Consider the following 24,404-nt stretch of genomic DNA (forward strand, 5'->3'; position numbering starts at 1 on the left):
ACGTGCTGATTTAATTATATTATTTCAGTCTTGGTCACATCTCGTAAGCAGAGGAAACCCATGGTTTACTCCTATTCTGAAAAGAAGCGTATTCGCAAAGACTTTGGTAAGCGTCCAAAAGTTTTGGACATTCCTTATTTATTGTCTATCCAGTTAGACTCTTTTAAGAAATTCACCGATCAGGACCCTACGGGTGAGCGTGGCTTTGAAGCCGCATTCCGTAGCGTTTTTCCTATCAAGAGCTTCTCTGGCTATTCTGAGCTTCAATATGTCAGCTACAAGCTAGGTGCGCCAGTTTTTGATGTGAAAGAATGTCAGATCCGCGGTGTTACTTATTCAGCCCCACTTCGCGTGAAATTACGCATGGTGTTGTTTGACCGTGAAGCTGCTGCTGGTACTGTTAAAGACATTAAAGAGCAAGAAGTCTACATGGGTGATATCCCCATGATGACTGATAACGGTACTTTCGTTATTAACGGTACTGAGCGTGTAATTGTGTCTCAGTTACACCGTTCTCCAGGTGTGTTCTTTGATCATGACCGTGGTAAAACCCACTCTTCTGGTAAGGTGCTGTATAACGCACGTATTATTCCTTACCGTGGTTCATGGCTTGACTTTGAATTTGATCCTAAAGATGCTCTATTCGTTCGTATTGACCGTCGTCGTAAACTACCGGCGACTATTATTTTACGTGCGCTTGAATATTCAACTCAAGATATCCTCGATTTATTCTTCGAGCGTATTGAGTTTAAGATTAAAAAAGACTCATTAGTAATGGCACTTGTGCCTGACCGTCTTCGTGGTGAAACTGCAGGCTATGACATTAAAGATGCTGAAGGCTCTTTACTCGTTGAAGCTGGCCGTCGCATTACTGCGCGTCATATTAAGCAACTTGAAAAAACCAACACTACTGAGCTAGAAGTACCAGTAGATTATATTGTTGGTAAATATGCTGCTCAAGACTACATCGATGAAGATACCGGTGAAGTGTTAGTGACAGCAAACAGCGAGATTAGCTTAGAAAATTTAGCTAACTTATCACTTGCTGGAATCAAGAATATTGATACTTTATTTATCAATGACCTTGATCATGGTGCTTATATTGCTGACACATTACGCATTGATTCAACAACTAACCGTTTAGAAGCGTTAGTTGAAATCTACCGTATGATGCGTCCTGGTGAGCCACCAACCAAAGATGCAGCTGAAGGTTTATTCCAAAATCTATTCTTCAGTGAAGAACGTTATGACTTATCTAAAGTAGGTCGTATGAAGTTCAACCGTCGTCTTGAGATTGCTGAAGACGAAGGTCGTGGCGTGCTGTCTAAAGAAGACATCGTTTGCGTTATGAAGAAAATCATCGAAATCCGTAACGGTAATGATGAAGTCGACGATATTGACCACTTAGGTAACCGTCGTATTCGTAGCGTGGGTGAGATGGCTGAAAACCAGTTCCGTGTTGGTTTAGTCCGTGTTGAGCGTGCTGTTCGTGAACGTCTATCTTTAGGCGATTTAAACGAGCTTATGCCACAAGACTTAATTAATGCCAAGCCAATTTCTGCGGCAGTGAAAGAATTCTTCGGTTCTTCACAGTTGTCACAGTTTATGGATCAAAACAACCCGTTGTCAGAAGTCACGCATAAGCGTCGTATTTCTGCGCTTGGTCCTGGTGGTTTGACTCGTGAACGTGCTGGTTTTGAAGTTCGTGACGTACATCCAACTCACTACGGTCGTTTATGTCCAATTGAGACCCCTGAAGGTCCAAACATTGGTCTAATCAACTCGTTAGCAAGTTTTGCGCGCACTAACTCTTACGGCTTTTTAGAAACACCTTATCGCAAAGTGATTGATGGTGTGATTACTGATGAAGTTGAATACTTATCAGCAATCGAAGAAGGCCGATATGTCATTGCTCAGGCTAACATCGAAATTGATGCTGATAACCGCATGGTTGAAGAGCAAATTGCTTGTCGTCACAAAGGTGAGTCAACCTTTATGCGTGCAGCAGATGTTCAGTATATGGACGTATCTCCACAACAGATTATTTCTGTTGCGGCATCATTAATTCCGTTCTTAGAACACGATGATGCTAACCGCGCATTGATGGGTGCAAACATGCAACGTCAAGCAGTACCTACTTTACGAGCTGATAAGCCGTTAGTCGGAACGGGTATTGAACGTACTCTTGCTGTTGACTCTGGTGTGGTTGTTGCTGCTAAACGTGGCGGTGTGGTTGATTATGTTGATGCTAGCCGTATCGTAGTTAAAGTGAATGAAGATGAGCTACACGCAGGTGAAGCGGGTATCGACATTTACAATCTAACTAAATATACCCGTTCAAACCAAAACACTTGTATCAACCAACGTCCTTGTTGTTCAGTTGGTGAGCCAGTGGTTCGTGGTGATGTATTGGCTGATGGTCCATCTACCGATTTAGGTGATTTGGCGCTTGGTCAGAACATGCGCATCGCATTTATGCCTTGGAACGGTTATAACTTCGAAGATTCGATCTTAATTTCTGAGCGCGTTGCGCAAGAAGATCGTTTCACCACTATCCATATTCAAGAGCTTTCTTGTATTGCTCGTGATACTAAATTGGGTAGCGAAGAAATCACTGCTGATATTCCAAACGTTGGGGAATCTGCTTTATCTAAATTAGATGAATCAGGTATCGTCTATATTGGTGCAGAAGTGAAGGGTGGCGACATTCTTGTGGGTAAAGTGACACCTAAGGGTGAAACACAGTTAACGCCAGAAGAGAAACTACTCCGAGCTATTTTTGGTGAAAAAGCTTCTGACGTTAAGGACAGCTCATTACGTGTTCCTAACTCAGTCAAAGGCACCATCATCGACGTACAGGTATTTACCCGTGACGGCGTTGAGAAAGACAAGCGCGCGCTTGAAATTGAAGATATGCACGTTCGCCAAGCTCGTAAAGACTTAGGTGAAGAGTTCAAGATCCTTGAAGAAGGTGTATTGGGCCGTGCTCGTAACTTGTTACTGTCTGTCGGTTACTCTGAGGCTAAGTTAGCTGAGATCCCACGTAAAGACGTATTAATTCAAGTTATCGACGATGAAACCAAACAAACTGAATTAGAGCAGTTAGCTGAACAGCACGAAGAGCTAAGAGCTGACTTTGATAAGACATTTGAAATCAAGCGTCGTAAGATCACCCAAGGTGATGACTTGGCTCCTGGCGTACTGAAGATTGTTAAGGTTTACCTTGCAGTTAAACGTACTATCCAGCCTGGTGACAAGATGGCGGGTCGTCATGGTAACAAAGGTGTTATCTCGAAGATTTGTCCCGTTGAAGACATGCCATACGATGAAGAAGGTAATCCTGTAGACATCGTACTTAACCCACTGGGCGTACCATCGCGTATGAACATTGGTCAGGTACTGGAAGTCCACATGGGCGCAGCAGCGAAGGGTATCGGTAATAAAATTACCGCTATGCTTGAAGAGCAGCGCGAAATTGCCGAACTTCGTGGTTACATCAAGCAGGTTTATGAGTTAGGTGATGACGTGCTTCAGCGCGTTGATATCGATTCGTTCACTGATGATGAAGTGGTGCGCTTGGCGACCAACCTTAAAGGTGGTATTCCAATTGCTACACCAGCATTCGACGGTGCTAAAGAGAAAGAGATCAAGCAAATGCTTGCTCTTGCAGGCTTACCAGAGTCTGGCCAGTTGACATTATGTGACGGCCGTACCGGTAACGAATTTGAGCGTAAAGTAACCGTTGGTTACATGTATATGCTTAAATTGAACCACTTGGTTGATGATAAGATGCACGCTCGTTCTACGGGTTCGTACAGCTTAGTTACACAACAACCATTGGGCGGTAAAGCTCAATTTGGTGGTCAGCGTTTCGGTGAGATGGAAGTGTGGGCACTAGAAGCATACGGTGCTGCCTATACTCTACAAGAAATGCTAACAGTTAAGTCAGATGACGTTAACGGTCGTACTCAGATGTATAAAAACATCGTCGACGGTAACCATCAGATGCAACCGGGCATGCCTGAGTCTTTCAACGTATTGTTGAAGGAAATTCGTTCACTTGGTATTAATATCGAGTTGGACCAAGAGTAAGCATCGCACTTAAGCAATGTTTGGTAACCAAGGGTGCTTTGCATCAGCAAAGCACCTGGTTTAACTCCTTCAGGAGAGAAACGTGAAAGACTTATTAAAGTTTCTTAAGCAGCAAAGTAAGACTGAAGAATTTAACGGTATTAAAATTGGTTTGGCCTCGCCAGATCTAATCCGTTCTTGGTCTTTTGGTGAAGTAAAGAAGCCAGAAACCATTAACTACCGTACATTCAAGCCTGAACGCGAAGGTTTGTTCTGTGCGCGTATCTTTGGTCCAGTTAAAGATTACGAATGTTTGTGTGGTAAATACAAGCGTTTGAAGCATCGTGGTGTGATTTGTGAAAAGTGTGGCGTAGAAGTTACCCAGACTAAAGTGCGTCGTGAGCGCATGGGTCACATAGATCTGGCTAGTCCAGTTGCCCACATTTGGTTCTTAAAATCACTTCCGTCACGTATCGGCTTAATGCTGGACATGACGTTGCGTGATATTGAACGCGTACTGTATTTCGAATCATTTGTGGTGATCGAGCCGGGCATGACCACGCTTGAGCGCGGCCAAATGCTAACCGAAGAAACATATCTTGATGCGTTAGAAGAATACGGTGATGAGTTTGAAGCTAAGATGGGTGCCGAAGCAGTTCTTGAATTGCTACGTGCTATCAACTTAGAAGAACAGATCGAGCAAATGCGTGAAGAGTTGCCTTCAATCAACTCAGAAACCCGTCGCAAGAAGGTCACTAAGCGCCTTAAACTGATGGAAGCATTTTTCACATCTGGTAACAAACCAGAGTGGATGATCTTAAAAGTATTACCGGTTCTTCCACCTGATCTACGTCCATTAGTGCCGTTAGATGGTGGTCGTTTCGCGACATCAGATCTGAACGATCTTTATCGTCGTGTTATCAACCGTAACAACCGCTTAAAGCGTCTGTTAGATTTAGCTGCGCCTGACATTATCGTACGTAACGAAAAACGTATGTTACAAGAGTCAGTTGATGCGCTATTAGATAACGGTCGTCGCGGTCGTGCTATTACCGGTTCTAACAAGCGTCCGCTTAAATCTCTTGCTGATATGATCAAGGGTAAGCAAGGTCGTTTCCGTCAGAACTTACTCGGTAAGCGTGTTGACTATTCAGGCCGTTCGGTAATTACCGTAGGTCCTACTTTACGTCTGCATCAGTGTGGTCTTCCTAAGAAGATGGCGCTTGAACTATTCAAGCCATTCATCTACGGCAAGTTAGAAGGTCGTGGTTTAGCGACTACTATTAAAGCTGCTAAGAAAATGGTTGAACGCGAACAGGCTGAAGTATGGGATGTGTTAGACGAAGTGATTCGTGAACATCCAGTCATGCTTAACCGTGCACCTACACTTCACAGACTGGGTATTCAAGCATTTGAACCTGTACTGATTGAAGGTAAAGCAATTCAATTGCATCCGTTAGTTTGTGCGGCATACAACGCCGACTTCGACGGTGACCAAATGGCGGTTCACGTACCATTAACGCTTGAAGCTCAGTTAGAAGCTCGTGCGCTAATGATGTCAACCAACAACATTTTGTCACCTGCTAACGGTGAGCCAGTAATTACTCCGTCTCAGGACGTTGTATTAGGTTTGTACTACACCAGTCGTGAGCGTGTTAACGGTCGCGGTGAAGGCATGGCTTTTTCTGATGTGTCTGAAGTAGAGAAAGCTTACGCTACTGGCGTTGCTGAATTACATGCTCGCGTTAAAGTTCGTATTACCGAAACGCATATTGCAGAAGATGGCGAAAGAACTAAAGCAACTCGTATCATTGATACAACTGTTGGTCGTGCTCTTTTATCATTAATTTTGCCTGAAGGCTTATCGTATGATTTGGTTAACCAAAACATGGGTAAGAAGCAGATCTCTAAGTTGTTGAACACCTGTTATCGTCAATTAGGCCTTAAAGATACCGTTATCTTTGCTGACCAATTGATGTATACCGGTTTCCGTTTTGCGACCATTTCTGGTGCCTCTGTTGGTATCGATGACATGGTTATTCCAGACGAGAAATACACCTTAGTAGCAGACGCTGAGGCTGAAGTGCTTGAAATTCAAGAGCAGTTCCAATCAGGTCTTGTTACCGCCGGTGAGCGTTACAACAAAGTAATTGATATCTGGGCAAGCGCGAACGAAAAAGTCTCGAAAGCGATGATGGAAAACCTGTCAATTGAGACAGTGATTAACCGTGATGGTGTTCCAGAGCAACAAGCATCGTTTAATAGTATCTATATGATGGCTGACTCGGGCGCTCGTGGTAGTGCGGCTCAGATCCGTCAGTTAGCCGGTATGCGTGGTCTGATGGCTAAGCCAGATGGCTCAATCATCGAAACCCCAATTGTGGCTAACTTCCGTGAAGGTCTTAACGTACTACAGTACTTTATTTCTACTCACGGTGCGCGTAAAGGTCTTGCCGATACCGCATTGAAGACGGCGAACTCGGGTTACTTAACCCGTCGTTTAGTAGACGTTGCACAAGACTTAGTCGTTATTGAAGATGACTGTGGTATTGAACGTGGTCTAACAATGAAACCGCTTATTGAAGGTGGTGATGTTGTTGAACCATTACGCGAACGTGTTCTAGGTCGCGTGGTTGCTCTTGACGTAATGAAGCCTGGTACAGAAGACGTGCTTGCTCCACGCAACACACTCCTTGATGAAGCATGGTGTAATACGTTAGAAGAACACAGTATCGATGAAGTTATTGTACGTTCAGTTATTACCTGTGATACAGACTTCGGTGTGTGTGCAGCGTGTTACGGACGTGACTTGGCTCGTGGTCATATTATTAACCACGGTGAAGCGATTGGTGTTGTTGCTGCGCAGTCAATTGGTGAACCTGGTACTCAGTTAACCATGCGTACGTTCCACATCGGTGGCGCGGCATCTCGAGCTTCTGCAGAAAACAACGTTCAAGTTAAGAACGCGGGTTCTCTGAAGTTACACAATGCTAAGCATGTTTCTAACATCGACGGTAAGCTCGTTATCGTATCTCGTTCTTCTGAATTAGCCATCATCGATGAGCTAGGTCGTGAGAAAGAGCGTTATAAAGTGCCTTACGGTACCGTATTAGAGAAATTGGAAGACAGTGAAGTTGCCGCTGGCGAAATTATCGCTAACTGGGATCCACATACTCACCCAATTATTTCTGAAGTGGCTGGTAGTGTTAAATTCGTTGATATGATTGACGGTGTCACCATGACACGTCAAACAGATGAATTAACCGGTTTATCTTCTGTCGTGGTGCTCGATGTCGGTGCGCGTACTTCAGCAGGTAAAGAATTACGTCCAGCAATTCGCTTAGTTGATGCAAACGGTAATGACTTAACGATCCCTGGTACAGAAGTACCAGCTCAATACTTCTTACCGGGTAACGCGATTGTGTCGAAAGACGATAACGCGAACATCAACGTTGGTGACCCATTAGCACGTATTCCACAAGAATCGTCTAAAACCCGTGATATCACCGGTGGTCTTCCACGTGTTGCTGACTTATTCGAAGCGCGTAAACCAAAAGAGCCTGCCATTCTTGCAGAAATCTCTGGTACGATCTCGTTCGGTAAGGAAACTAAGGGTAAACGTCGTCTAGTGATCACTCCAGCAGATGGTAGTGAACATTATGAAGAAATGATCCCTAAGTGGCGTAACTTAAACGTGTTCGAAGGTGAAAAAGTCGAACGTGGTGAAGTTATTGCAGACGGTCCAGAAGCGGCACATGACATCTTGCGTCTTCGTGGTATTCACAACGTAGCTAACTACATTGTGAACGAAGTACAGGACGTTTACCGTCTACAGGGCGTTAAGATCAACGATAAGCACATCGAAGTGATCATTCGTCAAATGCTGCGTAAGTGTTTAATCTCTTCAGCAGGCGATAGTGATTTCCTAGCGGGCGAACAAGCAGAAGTATCACGCGTGAAGATTGCTAACCGTGAGCTAGTCGCTCAAGGTAAAGCACCTGCAACGTTTGAGCGTGAATTACTCGGTATTACCAAAGCTTCTTTGGCGACTGAATCATTCATCTCTGCAGCCTCGTTCCAGGAAACCACTCGTGTGTTAACTGAAGCGGCCGTTGGTGGCAAGAGCGATCCATTACGTGGTCTGAAAGAAAACGTAATTGTTGGTCGTTTGATCCCAGCCGGTACTGGTTATGCTTATCACAAAACCCGTAACGAAGAACGTGCTAAAGTATTAAGTTCTCGTGGCAAAGTGGAAGCTACAACAGTAACCGCAAGCGAAGCTGAACAGAACCTAGCAGACCTACTAAACTTGGCTGGTAGCCAAGATTAAGTTAATGGTTTGTTAAAAAAGGCGCCATTGGCGCCTTTTTTATCGGAATATGCACGAAAAGTTGGCTATTTCTTGACAGGCAGCCATTACCTTTCTAAAATTCCGCGTCCCACCATTGTGGGATATAGATTTTTCACACCTTATTGTTGAGTTTAAATCAACTGTCGGAGCTATACATGGCAACTGTTAACCAGTTGGTACGTAAGCCACGCGCGCCAAAAGTCGAAAAGACTAATGTGCCTGCGTTGAACGCGTGCCCACAAAAACGTGGTGTTTGTACTCGTGTGTACACTACAACACCTAAAAAACCTAACTCTGCACTACGTAAAGTAGCTCGTGTGCGTCTAACTAACGGTTTCGAAGTCACTTCGTATATCGGTGGTGAAGGCCATAACTTGCAAGAACACAGTGTAATTCTAATCCGTGGTGGTCGTGTTAAAGACTTACCTGGTGTGCGTTACCACACTGTTCGTGGCGCATTAGACTGTGCTGGCGTGACTTCACGTCGCCAAGGCCGTTCTAAGTACGGTGCTAAGCGACCTAAGTCTTAACGTATTCCGTTTAAGTAAGGCCAAGCTAATATTTATTTGACATTCCAGTTTTGGAAATACCTGAAGCATACGGAGAATTAATATGCCAAGACGTCGCGTTGTAGGACAACGTAAAATCCTACCAGATCCAAAGTTTCACAGTGAGTTGTTGGCTAAGTTCATCAACGTCATTATGAAGGACGGCAAAAAGTCGACTTCAGAAAAAATTATTTACAAGGCATTAGATGTTGTCGCTGAAAAGAAAGGCGAAAATCATTTAAGTATCCTTGAAGCAGCTCTTGATAACGTTCGCCCATCAGTCGAAGTTAAATCTCGTCGTGTTGGTGGTTCTACTTATCAAGTACCATGTGAAGTTCGTCCAGTGCGTCGTAACGCACTAGCGATGCGCTGGTTAGTTGAAGCTGCTCGCAAACGTGGTGAAAAATCTATGGCTTTACGTCTAGCAGGTGAAATGCTAGATGCGTCTGACAACAAAGGTACTGCGGTTAAGAAGCGTGAAGACGTGCATCGCATGGCTGAAGCTAACAAAGCATTTGCCCATTACCGTTGGTAATATGATGGAGCGGACTTCGGTCCGCTCCATATTGTTGATATTGCTAAAACCAAAAGTTTTAGCTGAGAGGGTATAATAGTGGCTCGTACAACCCCAATTGAGCGTTATCGTAATATCGGTATTGTTGCTCATGTGGATGCAGGTAAAACTACCACAACAGAACGTGTTCTGTTCTATACCGGTATGTCTCATAAAATCGGTGAGGTGCATGACGGCGCCGCTACGACAGATTGGATGGTACAAGAGCAAGAGCGTGGTATTACTATCACATCTGCTGCAGTAACAACATTTTGGCGTGGTATGGATGCTCAATTCGCTGAACACCGTATTAATATCATCGATACCCCAGGTCACGTAGACTTTACAATTGAAGTCGAGCGTTCATTACGTGTTCTCGATGGTGCTGTAGTAGTATTTTGCGGCTCGTCAGGCGTTGAACCACAATCTGAAACTGTATGGCGTCAAGCAGATAAATACCACGTTCCACGTCTGGTGTTTGTTAACAAGATGGACCGTGCAGGTGCTGATTTTGACCGTGTAATAAATCAAATTCGTAACCGCCTTGGTGCGACTTGTGTGCCAATACAATTAAACATTGGTGTAGAAGAGAACTTCAAGGGTGTTATTGATTTAATTAAGATGAAAGCCATTAACTGGTCTGAAACAGATCAGGGGCTGACATTTACTTATGAAGTCATTCCTGCAAATCTAGCGGCAAAAGCTGCAGAGATGCATGAGTATCTCGTGGAAGCAGCAGCTGAAGCCTCTGATGAACTGATGAACAAATACCTTGAAGAGGGTGAGTTATCAGAAGTAGAGATCAAAACAGCGTTGCGTCAGCGCACAATTAACAATGAGATCGTGTTAGCCACTTGCGGTTCTGCATTTAAGAACAAAGGTGTGCAAGCGGTACTCGATGCGGTAGTTGACTTTTTACCTGCACCTATTGATGTTCCTGCAATTACAGGCATTGATGAAAGCGAAAAAGAAGTCAAACGCCTACCAGATGACAATGCCCCTTTTGCGGCTTTAGCATTTAAAATTGCGACTGATCCATTTGTTGGTACACTGACCTTTATCCGCGTGTATTCAGGTGTACTTGAATCAGGTGCTGGTGTTTATAATTCTGTTAAGCAGAAACGTGAGCGAGTAGGTCGAATTGTGCAAATGCACGCTAATGACCGAACAGAACTGAAAGAAGTACGTGCTGGCGATATAGCGGCTGCTATCGGTTTTAAAGATGTAACAACCGGTGATACCCTTTGCGATAACAATCACAGAGTGATTCTTGAGCGCATGGAGTTCCCTGAACCCGTAATTACCATTGCCGTTGAGCCTCGTTCAAAAGCTGACCAAGATAAAATGGGGATTGCGCTGCAAAAACTAGCAGCAGAAGACCCGTCTTTCAAAGTTGAAACTGATGAAGAGTCGGCACAAACACTAATATCTGGTATGGGCGAATTGCATCTAGACATCATCGTTGACCGTATGCGTCGCGAATTTGGTGTAGAGTGTAACGTAGGTAAACCACAGGTTGCCTACCGTGAAACAATTCGTTCTAAAGTAGAAGTGGAAGGTAAATTCGTACGTCAATCAGGCGGACGTGGCCAATATGGTCATGTTTGGTTAAGAATTGAACCACTCGAAGAGGGTGCGGGCTACGAATTTGTTAACGAAGTTGTAGGTGGTGTAGTTCCTCGAGAATTCATTCCTGCCGTTGACAAAGGTATTCAAGAACAGATGAAGAATGGCGTATTAGCCGGCTACCCTGTACTTGATGTGAGAGTCAGTTTGTTTGATGGTTCATATCATGATGTGGACTCGAACGAAATGGCGTTCAAAATTGCAGGCTCTATGGGCTTCAAAAAGGGCGCGCTAGAAGCAACCCCTGTGTTGCTCGAACCTTGTATGAAAGTAGAAGTGACTACACCTGGAGATTATATGGGCGATGTTGTGGGTGATTTAAACCGCCGTCGTGGCATAATTGAAGGTATGGACGATGGCATCGCAGGTGTTAAACTTGTTCATGCAGTAGTGCCTCTATCTGAAATGTTTGGTTATGCGACTGATTTGCGCTCTGCATCTCAGGGTCGCGCTTCATACTCTATGGAGTTCTTGAAGTACGCAGATGCACCGCAAAACATTGCAAAAGCGATTATAGAATCTCGTAACTAATATTGGTTACGGCATCAATGTTATATTGCTCGAATTAATCGAGCACTTCTGAAAAGAAAGGAATATATCGTGGCAAAAGCTAAATTTGAACGTAATAAGCCTCACGTAAACGTGGGCACCATTGGTCACGTTGACCATGGTAAAACAACCTTAACAGCAGCAATTTCTGCCGTTTTGTCTAAGACATATGGTGGTGAAGCTCGTAACTTCGCTCAAATCGATAACGCTCCAGAAGAGCGTGAGCGCGGTATTACAATTAATACTTCTCACATCGAATATGACACACCATTACGTCACTACGCACACGTAGATTGTCCAGGTCACGCGGATTATGTTAAGAACATGATTACCGGTGCTGCACAGATGGACGGCGCAATCTTAGTAGTAGCTGCTACTGATGGCCCAATGCCACAAACACGTGAGCACATCTTGCTTTCTCGTCAAGTAGGTGTCCCTTTCATCATCGTATTCATGAACAAATGTGACATGGTAGATGATGAAGAATTACTAGAATTAGTAGAAATGGAAGTGCGTGAGCTTCTTTCAGAATACGACTTCCCAGGTGATGATTTACCAGTAATCCAAGGTTCAGCGCTTAAGGCACTAGAAGGCCAGCCAGAGTGGGAAGCTAAAATTCTTGAGCTTGCAGAAGCTTTAGATACTTATATTCCAGAGCCAGAGCGTGACATCGATAAGCCGTTCCTACTACCAATCGAAGACGTATTCTCGATTTCAGGTCGTGGAACAGTGGTAACCGGTCGTGTTGAACGTGGTATCGTTCGTATATCAGACGAAGTAGAAATTGTTGGTGTTAGACCAACAACTAAAACGACTTGTACTGGTGTAGAAATGTTCCGTAAGTTACTTGACGAAGGTCGTGCTGGCGAAAACTGTGGTGTGTTATTACGTGGAACTAAGCGTGATGATGTTGAACGTGGTCAAGTACTAGCTAAGCCTGGTTCAATTAACCCACACACAACATTCGAGTCAGAAGTCTACGTGTTGTCCAAAGAAGAAGGCGGACGTCATACTCCATTCTTCAAAGGCTACCGTCCACAGTTCTTCTTCCGTACAACAGACGTAACAGGCACAATTGAGTTACCAGAAGGCGTAGAAATGGTTATGCCTGGTGATAACATCAAGATGGTAGTTACACTGATTTACCCAATCGCGATGGATGACGGTTTACGTTTTGCTATCCGTGAAGGTGGCCGTACAGTTGGTGCAGGTGTTGTAGCTAAAATTATCGCGTAATAGCGACTTTAGTGAACACTGAAAAAGGAAGCCTCGGCTTCCTTTTTTATTTTTAGAAACTGACAATCATTGGTGGTATTGACCCAGGATGTGTAATGAATACTCAGCAATTGATTGTAAAACAACTTTCTGAAGACTATTTACACAATGGGCTTGATCTCCGATAAAAGTTCTGTATACTTGCCCCCTCGCTGACTAGTGCAGCGTAAATTATAATGACTAACCAGTATGGTTAATCATTTTCACAGCGACTCCGATTGGGAGTCGAACGGTTAAATCATCTCGCTCTGCTTTTCCATTAGGAAGAAGCTAGAGGGTGATTTTTTATATGTCCATTTTAGGAGCTCTGGTCAATGCAGAACCAAAGAATCCGTATCCGCTTGAAAGGCTTTGATCATCGTTTAATTGATCAGTCTACAGCGGAAATCGTTGAAACTGCTAAGCGTACAGGCGCGCAGGTACGTGGACCTATTCCACTACCTACTCGCAAAGAGCGTTATACCGTTTTGATCTCTCCGCACGTTAATAAAGATGCTCGTGATCAGTACGAAATTCGTACCCACAAGCGTTTAGTTGACATCGTAGAGCCAACAGAAAAGACTGTAGACGCATTAATGCGTTTAGATCTTGCGGCTGGTGTCGACGTTCAGATTAGCTTAGGTTAATTGAGATCCTTAGAAGAGGTTTGAGAGATGGCTATCGGTCTTATTGGTCGTAAAGTGGGTATGACTCGCATCTTCACTGAAGATGGTACGTCAATCCCTGTAACAGTAATTGAAATTGCAGGCAATCGTGTTACTCAAGTGAAAACTTTAGAAACAGACGGTTATCGTGCACTTCAAGTAACTACTGGTACCAAAAAAGCCAATCGCATCACTAAAGCAGAAGCAGGTCACTTTGCCAAGGGCGGCGTCGAAGCCGGTCGTGGTTTATGGGAAATGCGTTTAGCAGATGGTGAAGGCGAAGGCATTGAAGTTGGTGCTGAAATTAATGTTGATATTTTCGCTGAGACAGTGAAAGTAGATGTTACCGGTCAATCAAAGGGTAAAGGCTTCCAAGGCGGTGTTAAGCGTTGGAACTTCCGTACTCAAGATATGACTCACGGTAACTCTTTGGCACACCGTTCGAATGGTTCTATCGGTCAGAACCAAACGCCTGGTCGTGTATTCAAAGGCAAGAAAATGTCAGGCCATATGGGTGCTGAGCAAGTAACGACTCAAAATCTACACGTTGTACGTGTTGATGCAGAACGTAACTTGTTATTAGTACGCGGCGCAGTTCCAGGCGCTACCAATGGTGACTTGATTATCAAGCCAGCAGTTAAAGCTTAAGGTCTGAGGAGATAGTAATGGAATTGGTATTGAAAGACGCCCAGAGCGCTCTTGAAGTTTCCGAAACTACCTTCGGCCGTGACTTTAACGAGGCACTGGTTCATCAGGTAGTTGTAGCGTATGCTGCAAACGCGCGTCAGGGCACTCGTGCCCAAAAGACTCGTGCAGAAGTAACTGGCTCAGGCAAAAAGCCTTGGCGTCAGAAAGGCACTGGCCGCGCTCGTGCCGGTAGTGTTAAAGGCCCAATCTGGCGTGGCGGTGGCGTAACTTTCGCTGCTAAAACACAAGATCACAGCCAAAAAGTTAACAAGAAGATGTACCGTGGTGCTCTTAAGAGCATATTTTCTGAATTGGTACGTCAAGATCGTCTGGTTGTTGTTGAATCATTTGGTGTCGAAGCTCCTAAAACACAAGAGCTGAAAGCTAAATTAAAAGCAATGAACTTAGAAGACGTTCTAATTGTTACTGCTGAAGTTGATGAGAATTTATTCTTAGCAGCTCGCAACTTATACAAAGTTGACGTTCGTGACGTAGCGGGTCTTGACCCAGTGAGTCTAATTGCGTTCAACACTGTTCTTGTTACTGCTGACGCAGTGAAGCAAATCGAGGAGATGCTAGCATGATCCGCGAAGAACGTTTGCTAAAAGTTATTCTTGGTCCACATATCTCTGAAAAGAGTACTGTGCTTGCTGAGAAAAACAACACTGTAGTCTTCCGCGTAGCCATCGATGCAACTAAAGCAGAGATTAAAGCTGCAGTAGCGAAGCTATTTGAAGTTGAAGTTAATTCGGTTCGCACTTTAGTTAATAAAGGCAAAACCAAACGTACCGGTGGCCGAGTTGGTCGTCGCATCGATTGGAAAAAAGCCTATGTTACTTTAGCTGCTGGTGCTGACATTGATTTCGTCGGCGGCGCTGAATAAGCAAAGGAGAATTATCATGGCAGTTATTAAGTGTAAGCCAACCTCTCCAGGTCGTCGCCACGTAGTTAAAGTGGTGAATACGGACCTGCATAAGGGTAAACCTTTTGCTGGCCTGTTGGCGAAAAAAACTAAAAGTGGTGGCCGTAACAATACTGGCCGTATCACTGTTCGCCACATAGGTGGTGGACATAAGCAGCACTATCGTATTGTTGACTTTAAACGCAACAAAGATGGTATTCCTGCGAAAGTTGAACGTCTTGAATACGATCCAAACCGTACAGCGCACATCGCGTTAGTACTGTATGCAGATGGTGAGCGTCGTTATATTCTTGCTGCAAAAGGCATGAAAGCTGGCGACCCAATCCAATCTGGCTTGGATGCAGAAATCAAGACTGGTAACGCTAGACCGTTACGCAACATTCCAGTAGGTAGTGTTGTACACGCTGTTGAAATGAAGCCTGGTAAAGGCGCTCAGATCGCACGTTCAGCTGGTGCTTATGTACAAGTTGTTGCGCGTGATGGTGCTTATGCAACTCTACGTCTTCGCTCTGGCGAAATGCGTAAAGTTCCAGTAGATTGCCGCGCAACATTTGGTGAAGTTGGTAATTCCGAGCACATGCTACGCCAGTTAGGTAAAGCAGGTGCTACGCGCTGGAGAGGCATACGCCCTACAGTTCGAGGTGTTGCAATGAACCCAGTAGACCATCCACATGGTGGTGGTGAAGGCCGTACTTCTGGTGGACGTCATCCAGTGAGTCCATGGGGTGTGCCGACTAAGGGTTATAAAACTCGTAGCAACAAGCGCACTGACAAGTACATCGTACGTCGTCGTAATAAATAGTTAAGAGGATTCGCCATGCCACGTTCTCTCAAGAAAGGTCCCTTCATTGACCTGCACTTGCTGAAGAAGGTAGAGAAAGCGATGGAAGCGGGAGACAAAAAGCCAATTAAGACTTGGTCTCGTCGCTCAATGATCATCCCTAATATGATTGGGTTGACCATCGCTGTCCATAATGGTCGTCAGCACGTACCTGTGTTCGTAACTGACGAAATGATCGGTCACAAGCTTGGTGAATTTTCACCAACTCGCACTTATCGCGGCCATGTCGCAGATAAGAAAGCGAAGAAGCGTTAATACGGGAGGAATAAGATGGAAGTTTTAGCTAAACATCGTTTTGCTCGTACGTCTGCGCAGAAGGCCCGTCTAGTTGCTGATCAAATTCGTGGATTGCCTGTTTCTAAGGCGCTCGAGATTTTGACATTCAGCCCCAAGAAAGCCGCCGTACTAGTTAAAAAAGTACTTGACTCAGCTATCGCAAACGCCGAACACAACGAAGGTGCTGACATTGATGAGCTTAAAGTTGGAGCCGTCTTCGTAGATGAAGGCCCAACAATGAAGCGCATCTTGCCACGTGCTAAAGGCCGCGCTGATCGTATCATGAAGCGTACCAGTCACATTACTGTGGTTGTAGCAGATCGCTAGGAGAAGAGAGCAATGGGACAGAAAGTACATCCTAATGGTATCCGTCTGGGTATCACTAAGCCTTGGATCTCTACCTGGTACGCAGATAAGTCAGACTATGCAAATAATCTGAACAGCGACTGGGAAGTGCGTCAATATTTAACTGAAAAGTTAAAAGCCGCATCAGTATCTAAGATTGTTATTGAACGCCCAGCGAAAAGCATCCGCGTTACTATTCACACTGCCCGTCCAGGTATTGTGATTGGTAAGAAGGGTGAAGACGTTGAAGTATTACGTGCCTATGTGTCTAAAATCACTGGTACTACTGCTCAAATCAACATCGCTGAGATCCGTAAGCCTGAATTAGATGCTAAGCTCGTTGCTGACTCAATTGCTCAGCAGTTAGAGCGTCGTGTTATGTTCCGTCGTGCTATGAAGCGCGCAGTACAAAACGCAATGCGCATTGGTGCCCAAGGTATCAAAGTTCAAGTTGGTGGCCGTTTAGGCGGCGCCGAAATCGCACGTACAGAATGGTATCGTGAGGGTCGTGTACCTTTACATACTTTACGTGCTGATATCGACTATTCAACAGCAGAAAGTCATACGCAATATGGTGTGATTGGTATTAAAGTTTGGATCTTCAAAGGCGAAGTTCTAGATGGATTAATACCAGCGATTGAAGAGCCTAAGCAGCAACCTAAGCGTAAGCCTCGTGCTAAATAGGAGAAACTTTTATGCTGCAACCTAAACGTATGAAGTTTCGCAAGATGTTCAAGGGCCGCAACCGCGGTCTAGCGAACGGTACTGAAGTTAGCTTTGGTACTTTCGGTTTGAAAGCAGTCGGCCGTGGCCGTTTAACTGCTCGTCAAATTGAATCTGCACGTCGTGCCATGACACGTCACGTTAAGCGTCAAGGACAAATTTGGATTCGAGTTTTCCCTGACAAGCCAATTACCTCTAAGCCTCTAGAAGTGCGTATGGGTAAAGGTAAAGGTAACGTTGAATACTGGGTATGTCAGATTCAACCTGGTAAGGTTCTTTATGAGATGGATGGTGTTCCTGAAGCGTTGGCTCGTGAAGCCTTTGCTTTGGCTTCAGCCAAACTTCCTCTGAAGACTACCTTCGTAACTAAGACGGTGATGTAATGAAAGCGAGCGAACTAAGAGAAAAGAGCGTTGAAGAACTTAACGCTGAATTACTTGGTCTGCTGCGTGAGCAGTTTAACCTGCGTATGCAACACGCTACTGGTCAGTTGAGCCAAACTAATCAATTGAAACTAGTGCGTCGTAACATTGCACGTGTAAAGACCATTATTACTTCTAAGGCAGGTGCGTAATGTCTGATAAAACCCGTACTTTGCAAGGTAAAGTAATTAGCAACAAAATGGACAAGTCTATTACTGTTGCTATTGAGCGCCAAGTGAAACATCCTATTTATGGGAAGTACATTAAGCGTACTACTAAGATCCATGCACATGACGAAACTAATCAGTGTAACGAAGGGGATTACGTGGCGATTAGCCAGTGTCGTCCGCTATCTAAGACTAAGTCTTGGACGCTTGCTGAAGTAGTGACAAAAGCCTAATTTTATTAGGCTAACGTAAACGGCCCCAGTATTTGGGGCCGTTTGTTTTTTTTGCTATGCATCCCGAAAATGTGTGTTATACTTGCGCGCCATTTTTAAGTAAATTATTGCTTGAATTTGGTTCAAATGTAGTCCCATAGTGGGATTGTGTAGTAACGATAGCGGAGCACTTGAAATGATCCAAATGCAATCGACTCTAGACGTCGCATGTAACAGCGGCGCACGCAGAGTTCAGTGTATTAAGGTCTTGGGTGGCTCTCATCGTCGTTATGCCGGTATCGGCGACATCATCAAAGTTTCTGTTAAAGAAGCAATTCCTCGCGCTAAAGCGAAGAAAGGTGATGTATATAACGCGGTGGTAGTCCGTACTAAGAAAGGCGTTCGTCGTCCAGACGGTTCTGTCATTCGCTTCGATCGAAATGCAGCGGTTTTGCTTAATGCAAACCTTGCACCGATTGGTACTCGTATCTTTGGCCCAGTGACACGTGAATTGCGTAATGATAAATTCATGAAGATTGTCTCGCTGGCACCAGAAGTACTGTAAGGAGCTTCAAATGGCAGCTAAAATCCGTCGTGAAGACGAAGTAATTGTATTAGCAGGTAAAGACAAGGGTAGCCGCGGTAAGGTTTCTCAAGTTTTACCTACTGGTAAGTTAATTGTTGAAGGCCTCAATCTTGTTAAAAAGCACCAGAAACCAAACCCTCAATTGGGTGTGACTGGCGGCGTTATCGAGAAAGAAGCACCGATTCAAGCATCAAACGTTGCGATCTTTAACCAAGCCACAGGCAAGGCAGATCGTGTTGGTTTCCGATTTGAAGACGGCCAAAAAGTCCGTTTCTTTAAATCGAACAGCGAACTCGTTAAGTAATTTGGAGTAAACGATGGCGAAACTGCATGATAAATATCAAGAGACTGTAATCGCTGAACTAGCTAAAAAGTTCGGTTATAGCAGTGTCATGCAAGTCCCTCGGATTGAAAAAATCACCCTCAACATGGGTGTAGGCGAAGCTGTTGCAGATAAGAAAGTTATGGAGCATGCGCTCCGTGACATGACTGCAATCGCTGGCCAGAAACCAATTGTAACTGTTGCACGTAAATCAGTTGCTGGTTTTAAAATCCGTGAAGGCTACCCTATTGGCTGTAAAGTGACCCTGCGCGGTGAGCGTATGTGGGAATTTTTAGAGCGTTTAGTTGACATTGCAATACCACGTATTCGTGATTTCCGAGGCTTAAGCGCTAAAGCGTTTGACGGTCGTGGTAATTACGCAATGGGCGTGCGTGAGCAGATCATCTTCCCAGAAATCGATTATGATAAAATCGATAAAATTCGTGGTATGGATATTGTTTTCACTACTACTGCGAAGAATGATGAAGAAGGTCGTGCTTTGTTAGACGCTTTTAACTTCCCATTCAAGAAATAAGGGTAGCATAATGGCAAAAACATCTATGAAAGCACGTGAAGCAAAACGTGCGCAGCTCGTAGCTAAATATGCTGAAAAGCGTTTAGCACTTAAGGCTATTATCAACAGCCCTGCAACTTCTGACGAAGATCGCTGGGATGCTGTACTTAAGTTACAAGCTCTACCACGTGATTCCAGCGCTGTGCGTCAACGCAACCGCTGTAATCAAACTGGTCGCCCACATGGTTTCCTACGTAAATTCGGCTTAAGCCGTATTAAATTACGTGAAGCAACCATGCGTGGTGAAGTTCCTGGTCTGCGTAAGGCCAGCTGGTAAGCACTTGTCACGGAGTAAGCTAATATGAGCATGCAAGATCCTATTGCGGATATGTTAACCCGTATTCGTAACGGCCAAGCTGCTAACCACGTATCTGTAAAGATGCCTTCAGCTAAGTTAAAAGTAGCAATTGCTAAATTACTTAAAGATGAAGGTTTCATTACTGAATACGCCGTAGCAGATGAAGCTAAGCCTGAATTAGAAATTACCTTAAAGTACTTTCAAGGCAAACCAGTCGTTGAGACTATCCAGCGTGTAAGTCGCCCTGGTCTTCGTATTTACAAAGGTAAAGACGAGCTACCAAAGGTGATGGGCGGTCTGGGTATCGCAATTGTGTCCACTTCTAAAGGCTTGATGACTGATCGCGCCGCCCGCCAAAATGGCTCGGGTGGCGAGGTTATCTGCTACGTAGCGTAAGGAGCTAGAAATGTCTCGTGTTGCAAAAGCACCAGTCACTGTTCCTGCTGGCGTAGAGGTGACTTTAAACGAACAGACCTTAACTGTGAAAGGCAGTAAAGGAAGTCTGACTCGAGTAATCAACAATGCGGTAAATGTTGTTATCGAAGATGCACAAGTTAAGTTCCTTCCTGTCGAAGGCGTTGCTAACGCTTGGGCACAGGCTGGTACTGCACGTGCATTGGTAAACAATATGGTTGTTGGTGTATCTCAAGGTTTTGTGAAAAAACTTAAATTAGTTGGTGTAGGTTACCGTGCAAAGATTGCTGGTAGTGACTTAGATTTAACTTTAGGTTTTTCACATCCATTAGTACACAAACTGCCCGCAGGCGTTACTGCAGAGTGTCCTAGCCAAACTGAAATCGTGCTTTCGGGCGTTGATAAACAGTTAATTGGTCAGGTTGCTGCTGAAATTCGCGGATATCGTCCACCAGAGCCTTATAAGGGCAAAGGTGTTCGCTATGACGACGAAGTAGTACGCCGTAAAGAGGCTAAGAAGAAGTAGGTAACGCGATATGGATAAGAAAACATCTCGCTTACGTCGCGCTACTCGTGCACGTAAGAAGATCCAAGAGCTGGGCGTGAATCGTCTGGTTGTACATCGTACACCACGTCACATTTATGCTCAGGTAATCAATCCTGAAGCTCAGGTGTTGGCAGTTGCTTCAACCGTTGAAAAAGCGGTTAAAGAACTACTAAAGAGTACCGGTAACGTGGATGCAGCTAAAGCAGTAGGTAAAATTGTTGCTGAGCGTGCGATCGAGAAGGGCGTAGCAATAGTTGCGTTCGACCGTTCTGGTTTCAAGTATCATGGTCGTGTCGCTGCGTTAGCAGATGCCGCTCGTGAAGCTGGCCTGAAGTTCTAAGGGGTTATAAAAATGGCTAAATTAGAAGCTCAGCAAAAAGACGATCTGCAAGAGAAATTAATTGCAGTTAATCGTGTTTCTAAAGTAGTTAAAGGCGGTCGTATCTTTAGCTTCACTGCACTAACAGTTGTGGGTGATGGTAATGGTAAGATCGGCTATGGCTATGGTAAAGCGCGAGAAGTTCCAGCTGCTATTCAAAAAGCAATGGAAAAAGCCCGTAGAAATATGGTAACCGTGGAGTTGAATGCAGGTACTTTGCATCACCCAGTTAAAGGTCGCCATACTGGTTCTAAAGTTTATATGCAACCAGCATCACAGGGTACCGGTATTATTGCCGGAGGCGCAATGCGTGCCGTATTGGAAGTAGCAGGCGTTCATAACGTTCTGTCAAAAGCATACGGTTCTACTAACCCGATCAACATCGTTCGCGCAACTGTCGATGCGTTGGTGCACATGAAGTCACCAGCTCAAATCGCAGCAAAACGTGGCCTGAATGTTGATGAAATTCGGGGGTAATGCACCATGGCTACTAAAACTTTAAAAGTCACACAGACTAAAAGCAGCATTGGTCGTTTACCAAAACACCGTGCAACCTTAACCGGTTTAGGCCTACGCCGCATTGGTCACACTGTCGAAATTGAAGATACACCTTCAGTTCGCGGTATGATTAACAAGGTGTACTACATGGTTTCGGTGGAGGAATTAAGATAATGCGTCTAAATACTCTATCTCCAGCAGCAGGTTCTAAATCTGCTCCTAAGCGTGTAGGCCGTGGTATCGGTTCAGGTTTAGGTAAAACAGCGGGACGTGGCCATAAAGGTCAGAAGTCTCGTTCAGGCGGCGGCGTTCGCGTCGGTTTCGAAGGTGGTCAAATGCCACTTAAGATCCGCCTACCTAAATTTGGCTTTACCTCGCGTCGCGCTTTGGTAACAGCTGAAGTTCGTTTACTCGAACTAGCAAAAGTTAACGGTGATGTTGTCGATTTGAATGCACTGAAAGATGCGAATGTTATTACTCGCAATATCCAGTTTGCGAAAATCGTTCTTTCAGGTACCATTGACCGCCCTGTGACTGTAAAAGGTCTGAAGGTAACTAAAGGTGCTCGTGCAGCTATTGAAGCTGCCGGTGGCAAGATCGAGGAATAATACATCGATGGCAAAACCAGGACTTGATTCAAAAAGCGCGAAAGGCGGTTTGTCTGAACTGAAAACTCGTCTTCTGTTCGTGATTGGCGCAATTATCGTCTTTAGAGCCGGTTCGTTTGTGCCAATTCCTGGTATTGACGCCGCTGTATTGGCAGAGCTATTTGCTCAGCAAAAAGATACCATCCTTGGCATGTTCAACATGTTCTCGGGTGGTGCTTTAGAGCGTGCTTCTATCTTCGCATTGGGTATCATGCCGTATATTTCGGCATCTATCATAATGCAGTTATTGACTGTTGTGCATCCTGCACTCGCTGAATTAAAAAAAGAAGGCGAATCAGGACGTAAAAAAATCAGTCAATATACTCGATATGGCACACTTATGCTGGGTACGCTGCAATCTGTCGGTATTGCAACGGGTTTACCAAATCTGATGCCTGGCCTTGTGGCCAATCCCGGAATTGGTTTTTACTTTGTTGCAGTTGTGAGTCTAGTAACAGGAACTATGTTCCTCATGTGGCTAGGTGAGCAAATTACCGAACGTGGTATTGGTAATGGTATCTCGATTTTAATTTTCGCAGGTATTGTTGCTGGTCTACCATCGGCCATCGGCTCAACAGCCGAGCAGGCGCGTCAAGGTGACATGAATGTTTTAGTACTACTGTTGCTCGCTGTTATTGTATTTGCTGTAACTTATTTAGTGGTATTTGTGGAACGTGGTCAACGTCGTATCGTCGTTAACTACGCTAAGCGCCAACAAGGCCGTAAGGTTTTTGCAGCGCAAAGCACCCATTTACCTTTAAAAATTAATATGGCAGGTGTGATTCCACCAATCTTTGCTTCCAGCATTATTTTGTTCCCAGGCACACTGGCTCAGTGGTTTGGTCAAAATGAGTCTATGTCATGGTTAAGCGATTTCGCTTTAGCTGTGTCACCAGGACAACCGCTGTATTCATTATTGTACGCGTCAGCAATTATCTTTTTCTGTTTCTTCTATACTGCGTTGGTTTTTAACCCTCGTGAAACAGCAGATAACTTGAAAAAGAGTGGTGCATTCATTCCTGGGATCCGTCCCGGAGAACAGACTTCGCGTTACATTGATAAAGTAATGACACGTTTAACCTTAGCGGGTGCGTTGTATATTACCTTTATCTGCTTAATTCCGGAGTTCATGTTAATTGCGTGGAAAGTACAGTTCTATTTTGGCGGTACTTCACTACTAATTATAGTCGTCGTGACCATGGACTTCATGGCTCAGGTTCAGACCCATATGATGTCTCATCAGTATGAGTCTGTGATGAAGAAAGCTAATCTCGTTAACAAAGCGAAATAAGATCGCTTTGGAAAACAAGATTGCTTTTACGGAGTGATGAAATGAAAGTTCGAGCTTCCGTGAAGAAGATCTGCCGTAATTGCAAGATCGTCAAGCGTAGTGGCGTTGTTCGCGTTATCTGTGTTGAACCAAAACACAAACAGCGTCAAGGCTAAGAAAGAAGTTTGGTCAGCCCAATAATGGGCTGACCAAAATATTGTTTGCAAATCTGTCGTCTGTCGAGTATCCTTTCGGGCTTTTCGCAGATGACCTTTAACTTAAGGAGTGCATAGTGGCCCGTATCGCTGGCATTAACATTCCTGATCAAAAGCATGCAGTCATTGCGTTGACTGCTATCTTTGGTATTGGACGTACACGCGCTAGAGCAATCTGCGCATCTACTTCAATCGCCGAAGATGCTAAGATCAAGGAATTGAGCGAAGCTCAGATAGATATCCTACGCGAAGCAGTCGCCAAATATTCAGTAGAAGGTGACTTGCGTCGTGAGATTTCAATGAACATCAAGCGTCTTATGGATCTTGGTTGTTATCGTGGTCTCCGCCATCGTCGTAGCCTGCCCCTTCGTGGGCAACGTACTAAGACCAATGCGCGTACGCGTAAAGGTCCACGTAAGCCAATCAGAAAGTAACGGGAAGG

The 24,404-nt window shown here is 44.6% G+C and carries 30 protein-coding genes; all 30 read left to right on the forward strand.

The window, feature by feature from the left end; translation table 11 throughout:
• The first annotated feature begins 60 nt into the window (after nt 1-60).
• The 30 genes from rpoB to rpsM all read left to right on the forward strand — a co-directional run bounded on the left by rpoB (nt 61) and on the right by rpsM (nt 24,396).
• Nucleotides 61-4,092, forward strand: a complete 4,032-nt coding sequence (rpoB, locus tag CXF80_RS14845) for a DNA-directed RNA polymerase subunit beta (protein ID WP_101033697.1) — start codon at nt 61-63, stop codon at nt 4,090-4,092.
• Between the two features lie 82 nt (nt 4,093-4,174).
• The gene (gene rpoC / locus CXF80_RS14850; protein WP_101033699.1) at nt 4,175-8,401 is read left to right on the forward strand and encodes a DNA-directed RNA polymerase subunit beta'; all 4,227 of its coding nucleotides are present in this window, start codon (nt 4,175-4,177) and stop codon (nt 8,399-8,401) included.
• A 176-nt stretch (nt 8,402-8,577) separates the two neighbouring features.
• A complete protein-coding gene (gene rpsL, locus CXF80_RS14855) occupies nt 8,578-8,952 on the forward strand; it encodes a 30S ribosomal protein S12 (protein ID WP_101033703.1) in 375 nt (124 codons plus the stop codon).
• Between the two features lie 82 nt (nt 8,953-9,034).
• Nucleotides 9,035-9,505, forward strand: a complete 471-nt coding sequence (rpsG, locus tag CXF80_RS14860; RefSeq protein ID WP_101033705.1) for a 30S ribosomal protein S7 — start codon at nt 9,035-9,037, stop codon at nt 9,503-9,505.
• A gap of 78 nt (nt 9,506-9,583) precedes the next feature.
• Nucleotides 9,584-11,680, forward strand: coding sequence for an elongation factor G (gene fusA, locus CXF80_RS14865; protein ID WP_101033707.1), 2,097 nt, complete (start codon nt 9,584-9,586; stop codon nt 11,678-11,680).
• Nucleotides 11,681-11,749: 69 nt separating this feature from the next.
• Complete coding sequence (tuf, locus tag CXF80_RS14870) at nt 11,750-12,934, forward strand: elongation factor Tu (RefSeq protein ID WP_101033683.1); 1,185 nt, start codon at nt 11,750-11,752, stop codon at nt 12,932-12,934.
• Between the two features lie 353 nt (nt 12,935-13,287).
• Nucleotides 13,288-13,599 (forward strand): 30S ribosomal protein S10, encoded by a 312-nt coding sequence (gene rpsJ, locus CXF80_RS14875; protein WP_011635639.1) that lies wholly within the window; start codon nt 13,288-13,290, stop codon nt 13,597-13,599.
• A gap of 27 nt (nt 13,600-13,626) precedes the next feature.
• A complete protein-coding gene (gene rplC / locus CXF80_RS14880) occupies nt 13,627-14,265 on the forward strand; it encodes a 50S ribosomal protein L3 (protein ID WP_101033710.1) in 639 nt (212 codons plus the stop codon).
• A gap of 17 nt (nt 14,266-14,282) precedes the next feature.
• On the forward strand, nt 14,283-14,888 hold the full coding sequence (gene rplD / locus CXF80_RS14885; protein ID WP_101033712.1) for a 50S ribosomal protein L4: 606 nt from the start codon (nt 14,283-14,285) through the stop codon (nt 14,886-14,888).
• Entirely contained in the window at nt 14,885-15,187 is a 303-nt protein-coding gene (gene rplW / locus CXF80_RS14890) for a 50S ribosomal protein L23 (protein WP_101033714.1), read from the forward strand. The genes rplD and rplW overlap by 4 nt, the downstream gene beginning before the upstream one ends.
• A gap of 16 nt (nt 15,188-15,203) precedes the next feature.
• On the forward strand, nt 15,204-16,028 hold the full coding sequence (gene rplB / locus CXF80_RS14895; protein WP_101033716.1) for a 50S ribosomal protein L2: 825 nt from the start codon (nt 15,204-15,206) through the stop codon (nt 16,026-16,028).
• 15 nt (nt 16,029-16,043) lie between these two features.
• The gene (gene rpsS / locus CXF80_RS14900; protein WP_101033718.1) at nt 16,044-16,322 is read left to right on the forward strand and encodes a 30S ribosomal protein S19; all 279 of its coding nucleotides are present in this window, start codon (nt 16,044-16,046) and stop codon (nt 16,320-16,322) included.
• A 15-nt stretch (nt 16,323-16,337) separates the two neighbouring features.
• Nucleotides 16,338-16,670 carry a 50S ribosomal protein L22 gene (rplV, locus tag CXF80_RS14905; protein WP_101033720.1) on the forward strand — a complete coding sequence of 111 codons (333 nt, stop codon included), beginning with the start codon at nt 16,338-16,340 and terminating at the stop codon, nt 16,668-16,670.
• A 12-nt stretch (nt 16,671-16,682) separates the two neighbouring features.
• On the forward strand, nt 16,683-17,372 hold the full coding sequence (gene rpsC, locus CXF80_RS14910; protein WP_101033722.1) for a 30S ribosomal protein S3: 690 nt from the start codon (nt 16,683-16,685) through the stop codon (nt 17,370-17,372).
• Between the two features lie 11 nt (nt 17,373-17,383).
• Nucleotides 17,384-17,794 carry a 50S ribosomal protein L16 gene (gene rplP, locus CXF80_RS14915; protein WP_101033724.1) on the forward strand — a complete coding sequence of 137 codons (411 nt, stop codon included), beginning with the start codon at nt 17,384-17,386 and terminating at the stop codon, nt 17,792-17,794.
• Entirely contained in the window at nt 17,794-17,985 is a 192-nt protein-coding gene (gene rpmC, locus CXF80_RS14920; RefSeq protein WP_101033726.1) for a 50S ribosomal protein L29, read from the forward strand. Before rplP ends, rpmC begins: the two co-directional genes overlap by 1 nt.
• A complete protein-coding gene (gene rpsQ / locus CXF80_RS14925; protein ID WP_101033728.1) occupies nt 17,985-18,233 on the forward strand; it encodes a 30S ribosomal protein S17 in 249 nt (82 codons plus the stop codon). Before rpmC ends, rpsQ begins: the two co-directional genes overlap by 1 nt.
• A gap of 175 nt (nt 18,234-18,408) precedes the next feature.
• Nucleotides 18,409-18,777: a 50S ribosomal protein L14 gene (rplN, locus tag CXF80_RS14930; protein ID WP_011635649.1), complete on the forward strand. Its 369-nt coding sequence runs from the start codon at nt 18,409-18,411 to the stop codon at nt 18,775-18,777.
• Between the two features lie 10 nt (nt 18,778-18,787).
• Nucleotides 18,788-19,102 carry a 50S ribosomal protein L24 gene (gene rplX, locus CXF80_RS14935; RefSeq protein WP_101033730.1) on the forward strand — a complete coding sequence of 105 codons (315 nt, stop codon included), beginning with the start codon at nt 18,788-18,790 and terminating at the stop codon, nt 19,100-19,102.
• A 13-nt stretch (nt 19,103-19,115) separates the two neighbouring features.
• Entirely contained in the window at nt 19,116-19,655 is a 540-nt protein-coding gene (gene rplE, locus CXF80_RS14940; RefSeq protein WP_101033732.1) for a 50S ribosomal protein L5, read from the forward strand.
• 10 nt (nt 19,656-19,665) lie between these two features.
• Nucleotides 19,666-19,971, forward strand: coding sequence for a 30S ribosomal protein S14 (gene rpsN / locus CXF80_RS14945; protein ID WP_101033734.1), 306 nt, complete (start codon nt 19,666-19,668; stop codon nt 19,969-19,971).
• A 24-nt stretch (nt 19,972-19,995) separates the two neighbouring features.
• On the forward strand, nt 19,996-20,388 hold the full coding sequence (gene rpsH / locus CXF80_RS14950; protein ID WP_101033736.1) for a 30S ribosomal protein S8: 393 nt from the start codon (nt 19,996-19,998) through the stop codon (nt 20,386-20,388).
• Between the two features lie 10 nt (nt 20,389-20,398).
• On the forward strand, nt 20,399-20,932 hold the full coding sequence (rplF, locus tag CXF80_RS14955) for a 50S ribosomal protein L6 (protein WP_101033738.1): 534 nt from the start codon (nt 20,399-20,401) through the stop codon (nt 20,930-20,932).
• A gap of 10 nt (nt 20,933-20,942) precedes the next feature.
• The gene (gene rplR / locus CXF80_RS14960; RefSeq protein ID WP_101033740.1) at nt 20,943-21,293 is read left to right on the forward strand and encodes a 50S ribosomal protein L18; all 351 of its coding nucleotides are present in this window, start codon (nt 20,943-20,945) and stop codon (nt 21,291-21,293) included.
• Nucleotides 21,294-21,305: 12 nt separating this feature from the next.
• Nucleotides 21,306-21,809: a 30S ribosomal protein S5 gene (rpsE, locus tag CXF80_RS14965; RefSeq protein WP_011494651.1), complete on the forward strand. Its 504-nt coding sequence runs from the start codon at nt 21,306-21,308 to the stop codon at nt 21,807-21,809.
• Nucleotides 21,810-21,815: 6 nt separating this feature from the next.
• Nucleotides 21,816-22,004, forward strand: coding sequence for a 50S ribosomal protein L30 (gene rpmD / locus CXF80_RS14970; protein WP_101033742.1), 189 nt, complete (start codon nt 21,816-21,818; stop codon nt 22,002-22,004).
• Nucleotides 22,004-22,438 carry a 50S ribosomal protein L15 gene (gene rplO, locus CXF80_RS14975; protein WP_011635657.1) on the forward strand — a complete coding sequence of 145 codons (435 nt, stop codon included), beginning with the start codon at nt 22,004-22,006 and terminating at the stop codon, nt 22,436-22,438. The genes rpmD and rplO overlap by 1 nt, the downstream gene beginning before the upstream one ends.
• A 7-nt stretch (nt 22,439-22,445) precedes the next feature.
• The gene (gene secY, locus CXF80_RS14980; RefSeq protein WP_101033744.1) at nt 22,446-23,768 is read left to right on the forward strand and encodes a preprotein translocase subunit SecY; all 1,323 of its coding nucleotides are present in this window, start codon (nt 22,446-22,448) and stop codon (nt 23,766-23,768) included.
• 41 nt (nt 23,769-23,809) lie between these two features.
• Complete coding sequence (rpmJ, locus tag CXF80_RS14985) at nt 23,810-23,923, forward strand: 50S ribosomal protein L36 (protein ID WP_006083579.1); 114 nt, start codon at nt 23,810-23,812, stop codon at nt 23,921-23,923.
• A 116-nt stretch (nt 23,924-24,039) separates the two neighbouring features.
• On the forward strand, nt 24,040-24,396 hold the full coding sequence (rpsM, locus tag CXF80_RS14990) for a 30S ribosomal protein S13 (protein ID WP_101033746.1): 357 nt from the start codon (nt 24,040-24,042) through the stop codon (nt 24,394-24,396).
• Nucleotides 24,397-24,404 lie beyond the last annotated feature (8 nt).

It is taken from the genome of Shewanella sp. Actino-trap-3 (assembly GCF_002836275.1).
Lineage (GTDB): Bacteria > Pseudomonadota > Gammaproteobacteria > Enterobacterales > Shewanellaceae > Shewanella > Shewanella psychromarinicola.

Coding starts and splice junctions, on each gene's coding strand:
- rpoB (WP_101033697.1), top strand. CDS start 61: ATGGTTTACTCCTATTCTGAAAAGAAGCGTATTCGCAAAGACTTTGGT.
- rpsL (WP_101033703.1), top strand. CDS start 8,578: ATGGCAACTGTTAACCAGTTGGTACGTAAGCCACGCGCGCCAAAAGTC.
- rpsG (WP_101033705.1), top strand. CDS start 9,035: ATGCCAAGACGTCGCGTTGTAGGACAACGTAAAATCCTACCAGATCCA.
- rpsJ (WP_011635639.1), top strand. CDS start 13,288: ATGCAGAACCAAAGAATCCGTATCCGCTTGAAAGGCTTTGATCATCGT.
- rplC (WP_101033710.1), top strand. CDS start 13,627: ATGGCTATCGGTCTTATTGGTCGTAAAGTGGGTATGACTCGCATCTTC.
- rplD (WP_101033712.1), top strand. CDS start 14,283: ATGGAATTGGTATTGAAAGACGCCCAGAGCGCTCTTGAAGTTTCCGAA.
- rplW (WP_101033714.1), top strand. CDS start 14,885: ATGATCCGCGAAGAACGTTTGCTAAAAGTTATTCTTGGTCCACATATC.
- rplB (WP_101033716.1), top strand. CDS start 15,204: ATGGCAGTTATTAAGTGTAAGCCAACCTCTCCAGGTCGTCGCCACGTA.
- rpsS (WP_101033718.1), top strand. CDS start 16,044: ATGCCACGTTCTCTCAAGAAAGGTCCCTTCATTGACCTGCACTTGCTG.
- rplV (WP_101033720.1), top strand. CDS start 16,338: ATGGAAGTTTTAGCTAAACATCGTTTTGCTCGTACGTCTGCGCAGAAG.
- rpsC (WP_101033722.1), top strand. CDS start 16,683: ATGGGACAGAAAGTACATCCTAATGGTATCCGTCTGGGTATCACTAAG.
- rplP (WP_101033724.1), top strand. CDS start 17,384: ATGCTGCAACCTAAACGTATGAAGTTTCGCAAGATGTTCAAGGGCCGC.
- rpmC (WP_101033726.1), top strand. CDS start 17,794: ATGAAAGCGAGCGAACTAAGAGAAAAGAGCGTTGAAGAACTTAACGCT.
- rpsQ (WP_101033728.1), top strand. CDS start 17,985: ATGTCTGATAAAACCCGTACTTTGCAAGGTAAAGTAATTAGCAACAAA.
- rplN (WP_011635649.1), top strand. CDS start 18,409: ATGATCCAAATGCAATCGACTCTAGACGTCGCATGTAACAGCGGCGCA.
- rplX (WP_101033730.1), top strand. CDS start 18,788: ATGGCAGCTAAAATCCGTCGTGAAGACGAAGTAATTGTATTAGCAGGT.
- rplE (WP_101033732.1), top strand. CDS start 19,116: ATGGCGAAACTGCATGATAAATATCAAGAGACTGTAATCGCTGAACTA.
- rpsN (WP_101033734.1), top strand. CDS start 19,666: ATGGCAAAAACATCTATGAAAGCACGTGAAGCAAAACGTGCGCAGCTC.
- rpsH (WP_101033736.1), top strand. CDS start 19,996: ATGAGCATGCAAGATCCTATTGCGGATATGTTAACCCGTATTCGTAAC.
- rplF (WP_101033738.1), top strand. CDS start 20,399: ATGTCTCGTGTTGCAAAAGCACCAGTCACTGTTCCTGCTGGCGTAGAG.
- rplR (WP_101033740.1), top strand. CDS start 20,943: ATGGATAAGAAAACATCTCGCTTACGTCGCGCTACTCGTGCACGTAAG.
- rpsE (WP_011494651.1), top strand. CDS start 21,306: ATGGCTAAATTAGAAGCTCAGCAAAAAGACGATCTGCAAGAGAAATTA.
- rpmD (WP_101033742.1), top strand. CDS start 21,816: ATGGCTACTAAAACTTTAAAAGTCACACAGACTAAAAGCAGCATTGGT.
- rplO (WP_011635657.1), top strand. CDS start 22,004: ATGCGTCTAAATACTCTATCTCCAGCAGCAGGTTCTAAATCTGCTCCT.
- secY (WP_101033744.1), top strand. CDS start 22,446: ATGGCAAAACCAGGACTTGATTCAAAAAGCGCGAAAGGCGGTTTGTCT.
- rpmJ (WP_006083579.1), top strand. CDS start 23,810: ATGAAAGTTCGAGCTTCCGTGAAGAAGATCTGCCGTAATTGCAAGATC.